11 protein-coding genes and 1 pseudogene are annotated in these 14,026 nt (G+C 67.1%); 11 read left to right on the top strand and 1 reads right to left on the bottom strand.

The annotated features are described in order from the left end of the window. Positions 1-38 precede the first annotated feature (38 nt). From tssB to eutC, 11 genes and pseudogenes are all read left to right on the top strand, one after another. Complete coding sequence (gene tssB, locus E1J61_RS27535) at positions 39-572, top strand: type VI secretion system contractile sheath small subunit (protein WP_133097099.1); 534 nt, start codon at positions 39-41, stop codon at positions 570-572. A gap of 49 nt (positions 573-621) precedes the next feature. Beyond that, complete coding sequence (tssC, locus tag E1J61_RS27530; RefSeq protein WP_133097098.1) at positions 622-2,127, top strand: type VI secretion system contractile sheath large subunit; 1,506 nt, start codon at positions 622-624, stop codon at positions 2,125-2,127. Between the two features lie 96 nt (positions 2,128-2,223). Continuing rightward, the gene (locus E1J61_RS27525) at positions 2,224-2,709 is read left to right on the top strand and encodes an Hcp family type VI secretion system effector (protein WP_133097097.1); all 486 of its coding nucleotides are present in this window, start codon (positions 2,224-2,226) and stop codon (positions 2,707-2,709) included. 149 nt (positions 2,710-2,858) lie between these two features. Then, entirely contained in the window at positions 2,859-3,347 is a 489-nt protein-coding gene (gene tssJ / locus E1J61_RS27520; protein WP_133097183.1) for a type VI secretion system lipoprotein TssJ, read from the top strand. A 3-nt stretch (positions 3,348-3,350) separates the two neighbouring features. After that, complete coding sequence (gene tssK / locus E1J61_RS27515; protein WP_133097096.1) at positions 3,351-4,694, top strand: type VI secretion system baseplate subunit TssK; 1,344 nt, start codon at positions 3,351-3,353, stop codon at positions 4,692-4,694. Further along, positions 4,694-5,986 carry a type VI secretion system protein TssL, long form gene (tssL, locus tag E1J61_RS27510; protein ID WP_243737001.1) on the top strand — a complete coding sequence of 431 codons (1,293 nt, stop codon included), beginning with the start codon at positions 4,694-4,696 and terminating at the stop codon, positions 5,984-5,986. Before tssK ends, tssL begins: the two co-directional genes overlap by 1 nt. Before the next feature lie 11 nt (positions 5,987-5,997). After that, on the top strand, positions 5,998-9,876 hold the full coding sequence (gene tssM / locus E1J61_RS27505; RefSeq protein WP_133097095.1) for a type VI secretion system membrane subunit TssM: 3,879 nt from the start codon (positions 5,998-6,000) through the stop codon (positions 9,874-9,876). Then, positions 9,855-10,484 (top strand): annotated as a pseudogene (locus E1J61_RS38395) (DotU family type IV/VI secretion system protein); the annotation flags it as partial. The gene tssM and the pseudogene E1J61_RS38395, both read left to right, overlap by 22 nt. A 431-nt stretch (positions 10,485-10,915) precedes the next feature. Further along, positions 10,916-11,062, top strand: a complete 147-nt coding sequence (locus tag E1J61_RS38390; protein ID WP_243737000.1) for a hypothetical protein — start codon at positions 10,916-10,918, stop codon at positions 11,060-11,062. A 122-nt stretch (positions 11,063-11,184) separates the two neighbouring features. Next, the gene (locus tag E1J61_RS27495; RefSeq protein WP_133097093.1) at positions 11,185-12,567 is read left to right on the top strand and encodes an ethanolamine ammonia-lyase subunit EutB; all 1,383 of its coding nucleotides are present in this window, start codon (positions 11,185-11,187) and stop codon (positions 12,565-12,567) included. 31 nt (positions 12,568-12,598) lie between these two features. Beyond that, positions 12,599-13,438 (top strand): ethanolamine ammonia-lyase subunit EutC, encoded by an 840-nt coding sequence (gene eutC / locus E1J61_RS27490; protein WP_133097092.1) that lies wholly within the window; start codon positions 12,599-12,601, stop codon positions 13,436-13,438. Positions 13,439-13,499: 61 nt separating this feature from the next. On the opposite strand, the gene E1J61_RS27485 is transcribed toward eutC, so the two are convergent. Further along, positions 13,500-13,973 carry an aminoacyl-tRNA deacylase gene (locus E1J61_RS27485; protein WP_133097091.1) on the bottom strand — a complete coding sequence of 158 codons (474 nt, stop codon included), beginning with the start codon at positions 13,971-13,973 and terminating at the stop codon, positions 13,500-13,502. Positions 13,974-14,026 lie beyond the last annotated feature (53 nt).

The raw sequence follows: 14,026 nt of genomic DNA, 5'->3' as shown, positions 1-14,026 counted from the left end.
TGCCTCCGGCACATCCTTGAAACCCGTTGGGGAGAGCCATGTCCGTTGTGAACAGTTCGCAGAAATTTATCGCGCGCAATCGCACGCCGCGCGTCCAGATCGAGTACGACGTCGAAGTCTATGGCTCGGAGAAGCGCATCGAGCTGCCGTTCGTGATGGGCGTCCTGGCGGACCTCTCGGGCAAGCCCGCCGAGCCGCTGCCGCCGGTGGCCGACCGCAAGTTCCTGGAAGTCGATGTCGACAATTTCGACGAGCGCATGAAGGCGATGCAGCCGCGCGTGGCGTTTGCCGTGCATAACACGCTGTCGGGCCAGGGCCAGCTGCTGGTCGACATGACCTTCGAGAGCATCGAAGACTTCTCGCCGGCCGCCGTGGCCGGCAAGGTCGACGCGCTCAGAAAGCTGCTCGAAGCCCGCACGCAGCTTGCCAACCTGCAGACCTATATGGACGGCAAGTCGGGCGCCGAAGCGCTGATCAACCGGCTGCTCCAGGATCCCGCGCTGCTGCAATCGCTTGCCTGCACACCCCGGACACAGGCCAGCGAAGACAAGGGCGAAGCCGAGCCCTCGTGAATCGGCCGGCTGCTTGCCTACCTGAACCATTTCATCGAGCAAGGAATCCATGGCTTCCGCCCACCAAACGCAGACTCAAGCCGCAGCGGCCGCTGAGCATGCCGCCGACCACGCTGACTTTGCCGCGCTGATCAGCCGCGAGTTTTCACCCAAGACGGAGCAGGCGCGCGAGGCCGTCGACCTCGCCGTCAGGACGCTGGCCGAGCAGGCGCTCGCCAGCGCCTGCACCCTGAGCGACGATGCCTACAAGAGCATCGAGGCCATCATTGCCGCCATCGACAAGAAGCTGTCCGAGCAGATCAACCTGATCCTGCACCACGCGGATTTCCAGAAGCTGGAGTCTGCGTGGCGCGGCCTGCATCACCTGGTCGCCAACACCGAAACCGACGACAAGCTGCGCATTCGCGTGATGGACGTTTCCAAGGAAGAGCTGCGCCGCACGCTGCGCCGCTACAAGGGCATCGGCTGGGACCAGAGCCCGTTCTTCAAGCGCATCTACGAGGAGGAATATGGGCAGCTCGGTGGCGAGCCCTATGGCTGCCTGGTGGCCGACTACTACTTCGACCACACGCCGCCGGACGTGGAACTGCTTGGTTCGATCGCCAAGATCTCGGCGGCGGCCCATGCTCCGTTTATCGCCGGCGCCTCGCCCTCGGTGCTGCAGATGGATTCGTGGCAGGAGCTGGCCAATCCACGCGACCTGTCCAAGATCTTCCAGAACCTGGAGTACGCGCCATGGAATGGCCTGCGCAGCTCGGAAGACGCGCGCTACGTGGGCCTGGCCATGCCGCGCTTCCTGGCGCGGCTGCCGTATGGCATCCATACCAATCCCGTTGATGCTTTCGACTTCGAGGAAGACACCGACGGCACCGATCATCGCAAGTATGTCTGGAGCAACGCGGCCTACGCGATGGCGGTCAATGTCAACCGCTCCTTCAAGCTCTACGGCTGGTGCACGCTGATCCGCGGCGTCGAGAGCGGCGGCGTGGTGGAGAACCTGCCCTGCCATGCCTTCCCGACGGATGACGGCGGCATCGACACGAAATGCCCGACCGAGATTGCGATCTCGGACCGCCGCGAAGCCGAGCTGTCCAGGAATGGATTCATCTCGCTGGTGCATCGCAAGAACACCGACTACGCGGCCTTTATCGGCGCCCAGTCACTGCAGAAGCCTGCGGAATACTACGACGCCGATGCAACCGCCAACGCCAATCTCTCTGCCCGGCTGCCGTACCTGTTTGCCTGCTCGCGCTTCGCCCATTACCTGAAGTGCATCGTGCGCGACAAGATCGGCGCGTTCAAGGAGCGCGAGGACATGCAGCGCTGGCTCAACGAATGGATCATGAACTACGTCGATGCCGACCCGGCCAACTCCTCGCAGGAGACCAAGGCCAGGCGCCCGCTGGCGGCCGCTGAAGTGCTGGTGGAAGAAATCGATGGCAATCCCGGCTACTACAGCGCCAAGTTCTTCCTTCGCCCGCACTTCCAGCTGGAAGGCCTGACGGTCTCGCTGCGGCTGGTGGCGCGGCTGCCATCGGTCAAGGACGCCGCATAGCCCACGTCGGGGCATTGATCCGGGCCGGAAATGCCCACGGCAAGGCCTGCCGTGGCCCTTGTCTGCAGTTTCTGACTTACGTAAAGGAGTGACGAAATGGCGCAGGACATCTTCCTGAAGATCAACGGCATCGATGGCGAATCGCAGGATTCGTCCCACAAGAACGAGATCGAGTTGCTCGCGTGGGACTGGACCATCGAGCAGCAGTCGACCATGCACGCCGGCAGTGGCGGCGGCGCCGGCAAGGCGACGGTGTCGGACCTGAGCTTCGAGCACTACATCGACCGCGCTTCGCCCAACCTGATGAAGTACTGCCTGACGGGCAAGCACATGAATGAAGCGGTGCTGGTGGTGCGCAAGGCCGGCGGCAACCCGCTCGAGTACCTGAAGCTCACCATGACCGATGTGATTGTCACCAAGGTCAGCCCGAGGGGGTCGGTGGACGATGAAGTCCGCATGCGCGAGCAGGTGGCGCTGTCGTTCTCCCGGGTCAAGCAGGAGTACGTGGTGCAGAACGCCCAGGGCGGCAGCGGCGGCGCCGTGACGGCGGGATACGACATCAAGGGCAACAAGGAGGCTTGACCCGCACCCCGGCGTGGGGCCCTGCCGCGAACCCTGATAAAGGGGATCGGCAGGGCCTCCGCCTGGCACGCGAGGCGGTTGCGGCACGACGCCCGACGGCCAGACGCTTATTCGTGCGGTACAAGGAGATTGCAGTGAGCCTACGCATCATGGCGGCATCGGCTGCCGCATTGCTGTGCGCCTGCTCGGCGCCGCAGCCGGACGCCTCCCGGGAACAGATCAAGCTCGTGCTGGCTGTCGATGCCAGGCCGACCGTCAACCCGGACGAACAGGATCGCGCTGCACCCGTCCTGGTTCGCGTCTACGAACTCAAGACGGAAGCGGCGTTCAGCAGCGCTGACTACTTCTCGCTCGATCAGAACGACAGCACCGTCCTGACCCAGGACCTGCTGGCCCGCGATGCGTTCGTGCTGCGCCCCGGGGAATCCCGATCGATCGAGCGCAAGCTCAATCCCCAAACCACAGCGCTGGGCTTCCTGGTCGGATACCGCGACCTGGGCAAGGCGACCTGGCGCACGGTCTACCCATTGCCGCCTGCACCGGAAGCGGCGTGGTACCGCGCCGTCGTGCCTGCGCGCAAGGTCAGGCTGCAGGTCGTGCTCGACCAGCAAACCATTACCGTTATAAAACCCGACTGATTCATGAGCTGGTACAACAAGGTTGTCTGGAGCGAAGGGTTGTTCCTGCGCCCGCAGCTGTTTCAGCAGCAGGAGCGCTATCTGGAGCATTTCGCGCATAAACGCGCCGCGGCGCTGAGCGCATTCTTCTGGGGCTTTTCACACCTGGCCATCGACACCGAGGCGCTGGCGCTCGGCAAGCTGGTGGTTTCCGGCGCCGCCGGCATCCTGCAGGATGGCACGCCGTTCGACGCGCCCGCCCATGCGCGCTTGCCCGCCCCGCTGGCATTGCGCCATGAGCACCTGAACCAGCGCATCTGCCTGTCGGCACCGATTCGCACGCCCAATACGGAAGAGACCACATTCGACAACGCCGCGGACTCGCTGGCGCGGTACCACAGCTTCGAAGAGGAACTGCTGGATGCCAACTCGATCGGGCAGGGGCCGAAGCTGGTGCAGCTGGCCGACTTGCGGCTGCGCCTGCTGCCGGAGAAGGAGCTGACCGAATCCTGGATCGGACTGCCGCTTGCCAGGGTGGCCGAGATCCGCGCCGATGGCAGCGCCACGCTCGATCCGGCGCTGATCCCGCCGGTCAACGTGTACACGGCCAGCGCCTTGCTGACGGCGTGGCTGGGCGAACTCCACGGCCTGCTGCGCCTGCGTGCCAGTGCGATGGCCGAACGGCTTGCCGCGGCCAGCACCCGCGGCGGAGATGCCGCCGAGGTGTCGGAGTACCTCATCCTCCAGCTGCTGAACCGGCATGAGCCGGTGCTGACGCATATGCTCGAGGCCAAGGCAGCCTCGCCGGAGGATCTCTATGTCATGCTGACCGCGCTGGCCGGCGAGCTGTCTACCTTTGTCCGCACCGCTACCCGGCGTCCGCTGCCGTTTGGCGCCTATCGCCACGACGAGCCGCACACCTGCCTGAAGCCGGTGGTCGATGACCTGCGCTTCCTGCTCAACGTGGTGCTGGAGCGCAGTGCGCAGCGCATCGAGCTGCGCGACCAGTCCCACGGCATCCGGCTTGCGGTGCTGGAGCCGAGCGAGTTCTCGCGCTTCCATACCTTTGTGCTGGCCGTTGGCGCGCAGATGCCGCCCGACGTGCTGCAGCGGCAATTCCCGGCCCAGGCCAAGGCGGGGCCTTCGGAGCGCCTTGCCGAACTGATCCGCTCGCACCTTCCCGGCATCCCGCTGCGGCCGCTGCCCGTGCCGCCGCGTCAGATTCCGTTCAACGCCGGGCAGGTCTACTTCGAGTTGTCCCAGGACCATCCGCTGTGGGAGCAGGTCCAGCGCTACGGCGGCCTCGCGTTGCATGTGGCCGGCCATTTTCCGGAAATTCGTCTCGAGTTGTGGGGAGTGCGCAGCTGATGGAAGACGCAGTCGAACACACCGGCGAGACCATGCCGCCGTCCGCCATCGCGGACGCTGTCAGCGGGGCCGACGCGACATCCGCGGACACCACCGCGCCAGGACGTTCCGCATGGCGCTGGAACACACCCGAAACGCTGGAGCAGCGTGCCGCGCGCATTGCGGCCAGCGCCAATCCCCTGCTTGCCGCGGCGCAACCGCTGCTGCGCACGCTGGCCGACATGCCGGCGGAGCTGCCCGGTGATGGTGCGGCGCAAGCGCTGAAGCAGATGCTGATGCAGGAGATCTTGCGGTTCCAGGCGGTCTGCGAGCGCGCCAACCTGCGCCGCGAGCATGTGCTCGCCGCACGCTACACGCTCTGCACCGCGCTTGACGAGGCCGCCAACGCGACCCGCTGGGGCGAAGCCGGCGACTGGGCGACGCAAAGCCTGCTGATCCAGTGCCACCAGGAGGGAGACGGCGGCGAGAAAGTGTTCCAGCTGCTGGGCCGGCTGGTGGCCTCGCCGCAAGAGCACATGCACGTCATCGAGCTGGTCTACCAGGTGTTGTCTCTGGGCTTTCGCGGCCGCTACGGCAAGCGGTCCGAAGGACCGCGCGAACTCGACGCGATCCGCCAGCAACTGTTGAACCTGATCGCCGGCGCGCGCGAAAGCGTGCCGCGCGAGCTGTCTCCGCACTGGCGCGGCGCGGCGCCGGGCAAGCTGCGGCTGCTGCGTTCGGTGCCGGTGTGGGTCACGGCCTGCGTGTTGTCGCTCGGCATTGCGGCATTGTTCGGCTGGTACAAGTACCAGCTGCTCGCCGGCACCGATGCGCTGGCGCGGCAGATCGTCGCCATCGGCCACGCCGCGCCGCCGGATCCGCCGACGGCAATGCGGCTGGCGGCGCTGCTGCGGGCGGAGATCGCCCGCGGCGTCGTGAGCGTCAGCGAAGACGACAAGCGCAGCACGGTCACGTTCCGCGGCGACGACATGTTCGCCGCCGGCCAGGTGGATGTCGGCAGCAAGGTCCTGCCGGTGCTCGACAAGGTGGCCGCAGAGATCAGCAAGGTCGCCGGACAGGTCAACGTCATCGGCCATACCGACAACGTTCCGATCAGGACCGCACGCTTTCCTTCCAACCAGGTGTTGTCCGAAGAGCGCGCGGCCGTCGTCGCCGAATACCTCGCCGGCAAGGGCGTTGCCAAGGGAAGGCTGGCGGCGGTGGGCAAGGGCGATAGCGAGCCGCTGGCGGGCAATGCGTCGCCCGCCGCGCGCGCCCAGAACCGCCGTGTGGAAATCGTGGTGATGCATTGAGAGAGTGCGGTATGGAATTCCTGAAACGTTGCCTGGCCGTGCTGTTCTCGCGTCAGATGCTGGTGTACGTGGCGCTGGCGCTAGCCGCGGCCGCGATCTGGTTTATCGGTCCGCTGCTCGCGTTCAATGGTTTGCGGCCGTTGGCGGGGATCGGCATGCGGATGGCCGCCATCGTGCTGCTGCTGGCGCTGGCATTGTTGCTGGTGCTGCGCTGGTCGGTGGCGGTGATCGGGATCGCCGTGCTTTGCCTGGCAATCTGGCATGCCGGGCCGCTGCTTGCTGTCGGCGCAGCGCATCCGCTCGCTTCGGACGTCGTGCGGGTCGTCGTCATTGCCGTGCTTGTCTTTTTGCTCGCGGCCTATGAAGTGTTCCGTTTCCTGCGCCGCTCGCGGGCGAACGATTCGTTGCTGCAGAAGCTGCTGAACCCTGGCGGCAAGCGTCCGGAAGCCATTGCCACGGACGAGCTCGCCATTGTGGAAGAGGCTGTGCGGAAGGCGCTGAGGCAGCTCAAGGGGATGCGCAGCGGTGGCGGGATCGGTCGCGTCCTGGAAGGCAGGCGCTACCTGTACGAACTGCCGTGGTACATGGTGGTCGGCGTAGAGGGAGCGGGCAAGACCACCGCCCTGCTCAATGCCGGTTTGCAGTTCCCGTTGCCGGAGCAGATGAGCGCCGCCGCGCTGGCCGGCAAGGATCGAGGCACCCGGACTGCAAGCTGGTGGCTTTCGAATGAGGCCGTGCTGATCGACACGGCCGGCCGCTATACCAGCCATGGCCAGAATCCAAAGATCGACCAGGCCGAGTGGACCGGGTTCCTCACGATGCTGCGCAGGCATCGCAGCCGGGCGCCGATCAATGGCGCGGTGCTTGCCATCAGCGCGGAGGACCTGCTGACGCAGTCGCCCGAAGTGCGCGTGCGCCAGGCGGCCAGCCTGCGCGCCCGGCTGGCCGACCTGCGCACGGATCTCGGCATCCGCTTCCCGGTCTATGTGATCGTCACCAAGCTCGACCAGCTGGCGGGCTTCGGCGCGTACTTCCGGTACCTGAGCAGCGAAGGCCGCGCGCAGCCGTGGGGCTTTACTTTCCCGCATGACGACCGCAAGGCCAGGCGCTCCGATGCGCCCGACGCCTTCGCGCAACGCTGCCGCACCGAGATGGCGCTGCTGGTCGACCGGCTGCAGGCGGGACTCGATGCGCGGCTGTATGAAGAGTACGACCCGCAGCGCCGCAAGGACCTGTTCGCGCTGCCGCAAGAGTTTGCCGGCCTGGCCGGGCCGGTCGTCGCCATGCTGGCGCAGGTGTTCCTCGATTCCCGCTTTGACGATACCGAGAGCACCCACATGCTGCGCGGCGTGTACTTCACCAGTGCGGCCCAGACGTCGTCAACGGTGGTGGCGGACCATGAAACCGTGCTCAGGCGCCTGGAGCGCAACCATGCCGACACCACGGAAACTGCGGAGCAGGCCTTCCCTGCCACGGCCGAATCCGTTGCCGATTCCGCGGCGGCGCAAGCGACGGGCCATCGCAGCTATTTCCTGCAGGACGTCTTCAAGCGCGTGATCGTGCCCGAAGCGCATCTGGTGAAACCGAACCTGCGCTGGGAATTCCGCTTCCGCCTGCTGCGGCTGCTCGGCCACACGCTGGCCGTGGTGATCTTCCTGTGGCTGGCCGGTGCGCTCTATGCCAGCGATGGCCACAACCGCGCCTACCTGCAGTCGGTGCGGCAGAAGGCCGGGGCGCTGGCCGCTACCGTCGCCGCCTTCTACAAGGCGCCGCAGCCCGGCACAATGCCCGAGGTGCTGTCGGCCGCGCGCGACCTGCCTGCCTATGCCGGCCTGGCGCCGGCCGTTCCGCCGCTGGCATGGCGCTACGGCCTCTACAGCGTGCCACCGGTCCTCGATGCCTCGATCCGGACCCACGTCAGGCTGCAGGACAACTTGCTGGTGCCATACCTGGTGCGCCGGGTCGAATCGGTGCTCGAAAGCGCGGTGGCCGCGCGCGATGCCAGGCAGACCTACGACACGCTGCGCGTCTACCTGATGCTGCACGAGAAGAACAGGTTCAGCGCGCCGGAGGTGCGGGCATGGGTCCAGAGCGATTGGGCCACCGGCAACGGCGCGGCCGCCTTTGGCGGCAGGGTCGCCGTGCTGGAACACCTGAATGGGCTGCTGGACGGCAGCCGGCCGGTGCAATCGCCCTATGCCAGGAACGAAGCTCTGATCCGCTCGGCGCGGGATTTCCTTGATGGCAACACTTCGATCGAGCGGCTCTACGACCGTGCCAAGGCGGCCATGCTGGAAGCCGCGCCGCAGGACTTCACGCTGGTCCGGGCGGTCGGGCCGCAGGCCGGAACGGTCTTTACGCGGGCCAGCGGCGAGCCGCTGGAGCGGGGCATTCCCGGGCTCTTTACCTATGCCGGCTATCACGATCTCTTCAACGCGCGCTTGCCCGAGTTTGTCGGCAAGGCGCAGGCGGTCGACGCCTGGGTGATGGGCCGCACGGGCCACGACGGGGTTCAAAAAAAAACGCTTGAGGCCGCAGCGGGCAAGCCGGGCGATAACGATCCGCTGACGCGCGAGATCCGCCGCCTGTACCTGGAGGAGTATGCACGCCGCTGGATCGCGTTCCTTGGCGACATACGCACGGTGACCGGCGACAACCTTGCCTTTGACCTGGAGATCCTGCGCAATTTCGCCGCGCCGGACTCGCCGCTGGCCCGGCTCGGCCGCGCCGCGGTGCAGGAGACCACGCTCTCCACGCTCCCCCGGCCGCTCGCGCCGCAGGACCCGTCGCTGGCGCAGAAGGCGCTGTCCGTACTCGACAAGACATCCGGACCAGTACAGGTGTTGAATGCGCGCGCCGAAGCGCGCCAGGAGCGCGAACTGGTCGACAACCGCTTTGCCGCGCTGCGCGAGGTCGTGACCGGACAGGCCGATGCCGCCGCGCCAGACGCGCAGGCAACAGGCGCCAAGCCGCGGCTGGAGGCGATTGCCGGCATGGTCAACGCCTACTACACCACCCTGGTGGTAGCCAACAACGCCTTGAATACCCGCAACCTGCCGCCGCCGGCGGACACCGGCGCGCAGTTGCGCATGGAAGCGGCCAAGCTGCCCGCGCCGTTCGCTGCGGTGCTGGCCGACCTGGTGGTGCAGGGTACGCGCGATGTCAACAAGGGCATCGGCGAGATCCTGGTGGCGCAGATGGATGCCATGATCGGCGAAAGCTGCCGCAGCGCCATCGAGGGCAAGTACCCCTTCGCCCCCGCGGCGGCACCGGATGTCGATCCGGAAGACTTCGCGCGGATCTTTGCCGCCGGCGGCGTGCTCGACGACTTTTTCGAGAAAGTGCTGGCGCCGCACGTCGATACCACCATCTCTCCCTGGCGCTACAAGCTGACCGCGCCGGACGTGCCGCCGGTGGCCGGGCCGAGCCTGGTGCCGTTCCAGCGCGCACGGGACATCCGCGAGGTGTTTTTGCGCGATCCGGGCGCGAAGAGGCTGGCGTGGAAGGTCGACCTGAAGGTCGTCGGGCTCGATCCCGAGATCGTCGAGCTGAACCTGGACTTCGACGGACAAGGGCAGCGCTATGTGCATGGCCCGGTGGTGCCGCTGAAGATCACCTGGCCCGGCCCGCGCGGCGGCCAGGGCGCACAGATCAGCGCCAGCCCGCGCATCCGCCCGGAGACTTCGACGCTGGCCGCAAGCGGCCCATGGGCACTGATGCGGATCGTGGCAAGGGGAAAGCTGGCCGGATCGGCCAGCGCCAGCCATTTCATGGCGGAGTACGACTTCGACGGCCGCAAGGCGCGGCTGGATATCAACACCGGCAGCCTGGCCAATCCGTGGACCACGGGCTTGCTGCAAGGCTTCAAATGCCCGGGGCGTTCGGGATGATGACGCACGCCGCGATGGGTAATGGCAACCACCTGCTGCGGCTGGCGCAGCCGGTGATCTGGGTGCTCGATGAACTGACGCCGGAACTCGATTCCGCGGCGCGCCTGGAGACGCTGCAGGAAGCCGCGCACACGCGCCTGGCCAACTTCCGGCAGGCCTGTCGCGCGGCGGCGTTGCCGGCGGAGGATGTGGAGGCGGTCCACTATTGCCTGTGCGCGGCGCTGGACCAGGCGGGCCGCCGCGTGCAGGGACGCTCCGGTGCCTGCCGTGGCGCCTGGCTGCAGCGCGGCCTGCTTGCGGCGCACTACGGCGAGGCGGAGCGCGGCAGCCGCTGCCGCGCACTGGTCGCCAGGCTGCAGCAGCGAGCCGGCGCCCATGCTGATGCGCTTGAAGTCGTTGCATGCCTGGTCGCACGCGGGCTCACGGATGAGTACGGGCGGCCACCGGCAGAACTGGTGCCGCGGATCCGGCCGGCGACACGCGAGATCATGGCGCTGAGACCGGCATCGCCATGTGAAGCGCAGCCCGAAGCGCCGCCGCGGGTGCCGATGGCCGGCGCCCGGCCGCTGCTTGCCGTCGCCGCATTGGCCTTCCTAGTCGCTGCCGTCGTCGTGGCGGTCCAGGCGACGCGCCAGAACGCCGCGACCGAAGCGCTTGCACTACGGGTGGAACGGCTGGCACAAGCCGCTTACCCACCCGCTTACCAACCCGCTTACCCGTCCGTTTCCCCGTCCGTTTCCCCGTCGGCAGACACGCTGGAGCGGGACATCGAACAGGCCTTCGCCGGGCAACTCGCCAGCGCAGCCATCCATGCCGATGTGCGCAGCGGCCGCCTGCACATCGTCTTCCAACACGGCCTGTCGTTTCCGCCCGGGCAGGCGCAACTGCCACGGGCGCTGGCCGAGCAACTCGACAAGCTGGCCGACCTGCTCGACGGCCGGGCCGACTGGATCACGGTGGTCGGGCATGCCGACGATTCTCCGGTGGCCCAGGCGGTTATCGGTCCAACCAGGCGCTGTCGCAAGCGCGCGCGCAAGAGGTGGCCGGCTACCTGCAGGCGCGTGGCCTGGCAGCGGTGCGGGTCGACACCATCGGGCGGGGCGCCGCGCAGCCCGTGGCAGACAACCGGACCGCCGGGGGCCGGATGCTGAACCGCCGGATAGAAGTCTTTGCCAGCGTTCGCTAGGCGCCAGCCGGCATGGGAATTGCTCTGCTTTTCGTATCGCCGCGCCAGCCAGGTGCCGCAACGGTGACTATATTAGGGGCATCGGCCCCCGCATTGGCCCCGGCATCGGAACCGCATTCCCCATGGCATATACCCACACCATCGGCAGTCAGCGCCATGTCTTCGACAGCTTGCGCACGCTGCTGGCCAAGGCCAGCCCGGCGCGCTCCGGCGATGCGCTCGCCGGCATCGCCGCCGCCAGCGAGCAGGAGCGGATGGCCGCGCGCCTGGCGCTGGCCGACGTGCCGCTGACGCAATTCCTCAATGAGGCGCTGGTGCCGTATGAGGCGGACGAAATCACGCGGTTGATCGTCGACCGGCATGACGCTTGCGCTTTTGCCGCGATCGGTGCCACGACCGTCGGCGACCTGCGCGACTGGCTGCTGCGGCACGAGACCGACAGCGCCACGCTGGCGCGCGTCGCGCCGGGCATCACCCCCGAGATCGCGGCCGCGGTCAGCAAGCTGATGCGCAACCAGGACCTGGTAGCGGTGGCGCGCAAATGCCAGGTGGTGACGCGCTTTCGCAATACCGTCGGACTGCCGGGGCGGCTGGCGGTGCGGCTGCAGCCGAACCATCCTACCGACGACCCCAAGGGCATTGCCGCTTCCGTCATCGACGGCCTGCTGTACGGCTGCGGCGACGCCACCATCGGCATCAACCCGGCCTCGGACAACCTGGGCGCCATTGTTTCGCTGCTGCATATGCTCGATGCGCTGCGCAGCCGCTTCGATATCCCGACGCAGTCGTGCGTGCTGACCCACGTCACCAACACGCTGCGCGCGATCGCGCAGGGCGCGCCGGTCGACCTGGTGTTCCAGTCGGTGGCGGGCAGCGAACGCGCCAATACGGCCTTCGGGATCAGCCTGGCGCTGCTGGCCGAGGCCCACGACGCCGCCCAGGGCCTGGCGCGCGGCACCGTCGGCGACAACGTCATGTATTTCGAGACCGGGCAGGGCAGCGCGCTGTCGGCCAATGCTCACCATGGCGTCGACCAGCAGACCATGGAGGCGCGCGCCTACGCCGTGGCGCGCGCGTTCTCGCCGCTGCTGGTCAATACGGTGGTGGGCTTTATCGGGCCGGAATATCTGTACGACGGCAAGCAGATCATCCGCGCCGGGCTCGAGGACCACTTCTGCGGCAAGCTGATGGGCGTGCCGATGGGCTGCGACGTCTGTTACACCAACCATGCCGAGGCCGACCAGGACGACATGGACACGCTGCTGACGCTGTTCGGCGTGGCCGGCATCAACTTCATCATGGGCGTGCCCGGCGCCGACGACATCATGCTGAACTACCAGAGCACGTCGTTCCACGATGCGCTATACCTGCGCGAAGTGCTGGGCCTGCGCCCCGCGCCGGAATTCGAGCAATGGCTGCAGCGCATGGGCATCGCAGATGCCGCCGGCCGGTTGCTGGAGCCGTCCGAGCGCCAGCCGCTGCTGCAGATGGCGCACAGCCTGTAAGGCCGCCCCCGGCCATTCTTCACGACACGCCATGTCCGACCTTCCTTCGCGCCCCGCCAATACCGCCAATAGCGCCAATACCTCCGCTACGCACGACGCCGATCCATGGCAGCGCCTGCGCCAGTTCACGCGCGCGCGCATCGCATTGGGGCGCACCGGCCACAGCCAGACCACCGAGGCCGTGCTCGCGTTCGGCCTGGCCCATGCGCAGGCGCGCGATGCCGTGCATCTGCCGCTGGACGCCGATGCCATCGCCGGCGCACTGCGGCAGGCGGGATTCGACCACGTGGTCGTCCATAGCGCAGCGCCCGACCGCACCCATTACCTGCGGCGCCCGGACCTCGGCCGGGGCCTGGATGACGCGAGCAGGGAGCGCCTGGCGGCGGCGCGACCGCAGCAGGCGCCCGATGTCGTGTTCGTGATCGCCGACGGCCTTTCGGCGCTGGCAGCGCAATCCCATGCCATAGCGGTGCTGGAAGCAACGTGCCGGCTGCTGCCGCAGGAATGGCGTATCGGACCGGTGGTGGTGGCGGAGCAATCGCGCGTCGCGCTCGGTGACGATATCGGTGCCGTGCTTGGCGCGCGTCAGGTGGTGATGCTGATCGGCGAACGGCCCGGGCTGAGTTCGCCCGACAGCCTCGGCATCTACCTGACCTACGCCCCGCGGCCCGGCCGTACCGATGCCGAGCGCAACTGCATCTCCAATGTGCGGCCCGAAGGGTTGTCCTATGTGCAGGCCGCGCAACGGCTGGTGTTCCTGCTGCGCGGTGCCGCGGCACTCGGGCGCTCGGGCGTGGACCTGAAGGACGACAGCGAGCGCGCATTGGCCGGCGCGGCGCCGCCGGCAGCGGCATTGCGGGACCTCGAATGAATGAAAACGAAAACGGCCACCGCGGGCGGATCCGCGGTGGCCGCACCGTAACGTCGCCGCGCTACATCATGCGGCGCGAGAAGTGCCCCGGCGTGGCATCCGACATCAGGTCCATGAACTGGTCCCGTGTCATGTGCACCAGTTCCTGGTGGTCGCCGCCTTCGAAATACACCTCGGGCTGCTGCATCAGGCTGTCGTCCACATAGGTTTGCATGCCATACGCCATGGCGACCGGCGGAATCGCGCCAAGGTCGCAATCCTTGAAGATCTCGCGGATTTCATCCTCATGTGCGAGCACCAGGTCGCGGCCGGTCTGTTCGCAGATCGCAGCCAGCTGCAGGTGATGGCTCGAAGGGATCACCGCGGCGACATAGCCGCGCTCGTCCTCGAGCAACAGGGTCTTGGCCAGACGGTCTCCGGGAATGTGCGCCGCCTCGGCAGTGGCCATGCTGCTGAGGGTGTAGGGGTGGCGGATGATGTCGTACTGGGTATTCTTGCTGCTCAGGCAGTTTGCAAGCGTGCTAGACAGGGCCATGGTTGCTCCTCAGAACAGGGATACGCCTACGGTTATCCTTGTGTTCCTAATAT

The organism is Cupriavidus sp. L7L (assembly GCF_004353535.1).
GTDB classification, from domain to species: domain Bacteria; phylum Pseudomonadota; class Gammaproteobacteria; order Burkholderiales; family Burkholderiaceae; genus Cupriavidus; species Cupriavidus oxalaticus_A.
This window is presented reverse-complemented; position numbering and strand designations above follow the sequence as displayed.

Excerpts from the sequence above, each read along its gene's own strand:
- tssM (WP_133097095.1), top strand. The coding sequence starts at position 5,998 with ATGGAATTCCTGAAACGTTGCCTGGCCGTGCTGTTCTCGCGTCAGATG.
- E1J61_RS27525 (WP_133097097.1), top strand. The coding sequence starts at position 2,224 with ATGGCGCAGGACATCTTCCTGAAGATCAACGGCATCGATGGCGAATCG.
- tssL (WP_243737001.1), top strand. The coding sequence starts at position 4,694 with ATGGAAGACGCAGTCGAACACACCGGCGAGACCATGCCGCCGTCCGCC.
- tssB (WP_133097099.1), top strand. The coding sequence starts at position 39 with ATGTCCGTTGTGAACAGTTCGCAGAAATTTATCGCGCGCAATCGCACG.
- eutC (WP_133097092.1), top strand. The coding sequence starts at position 12,599 with ATGTCCGACCTTCCTTCGCGCCCCGCCAATACCGCCAATAGCGCCAAT.
- E1J61_RS27485 (WP_133097091.1), bottom strand. The coding sequence starts at position 13,973 with ATGGCCCTGTCTAGCACGCTTGCAAACTGCCTGAGCAGCAAGAATACC.
- tssC (WP_133097098.1), top strand. The coding sequence starts at position 622 with ATGGCTTCCGCCCACCAAACGCAGACTCAAGCCGCAGCGGCCGCTGAG.
- tssJ (WP_133097183.1), top strand. The coding sequence starts at position 2,859 with ATGGCGGCATCGGCTGCCGCATTGCTGTGCGCCTGCTCGGCGCCGCAG.
- E1J61_RS27495 (WP_133097093.1), top strand. The coding sequence starts at position 11,185 with ATGGCATATACCCACACCATCGGCAGTCAGCGCCATGTCTTCGACAGC.
- tssK (WP_133097096.1), top strand. The coding sequence starts at position 3,351 with ATGAGCTGGTACAACAAGGTTGTCTGGAGCGAAGGGTTGTTCCTGCGC.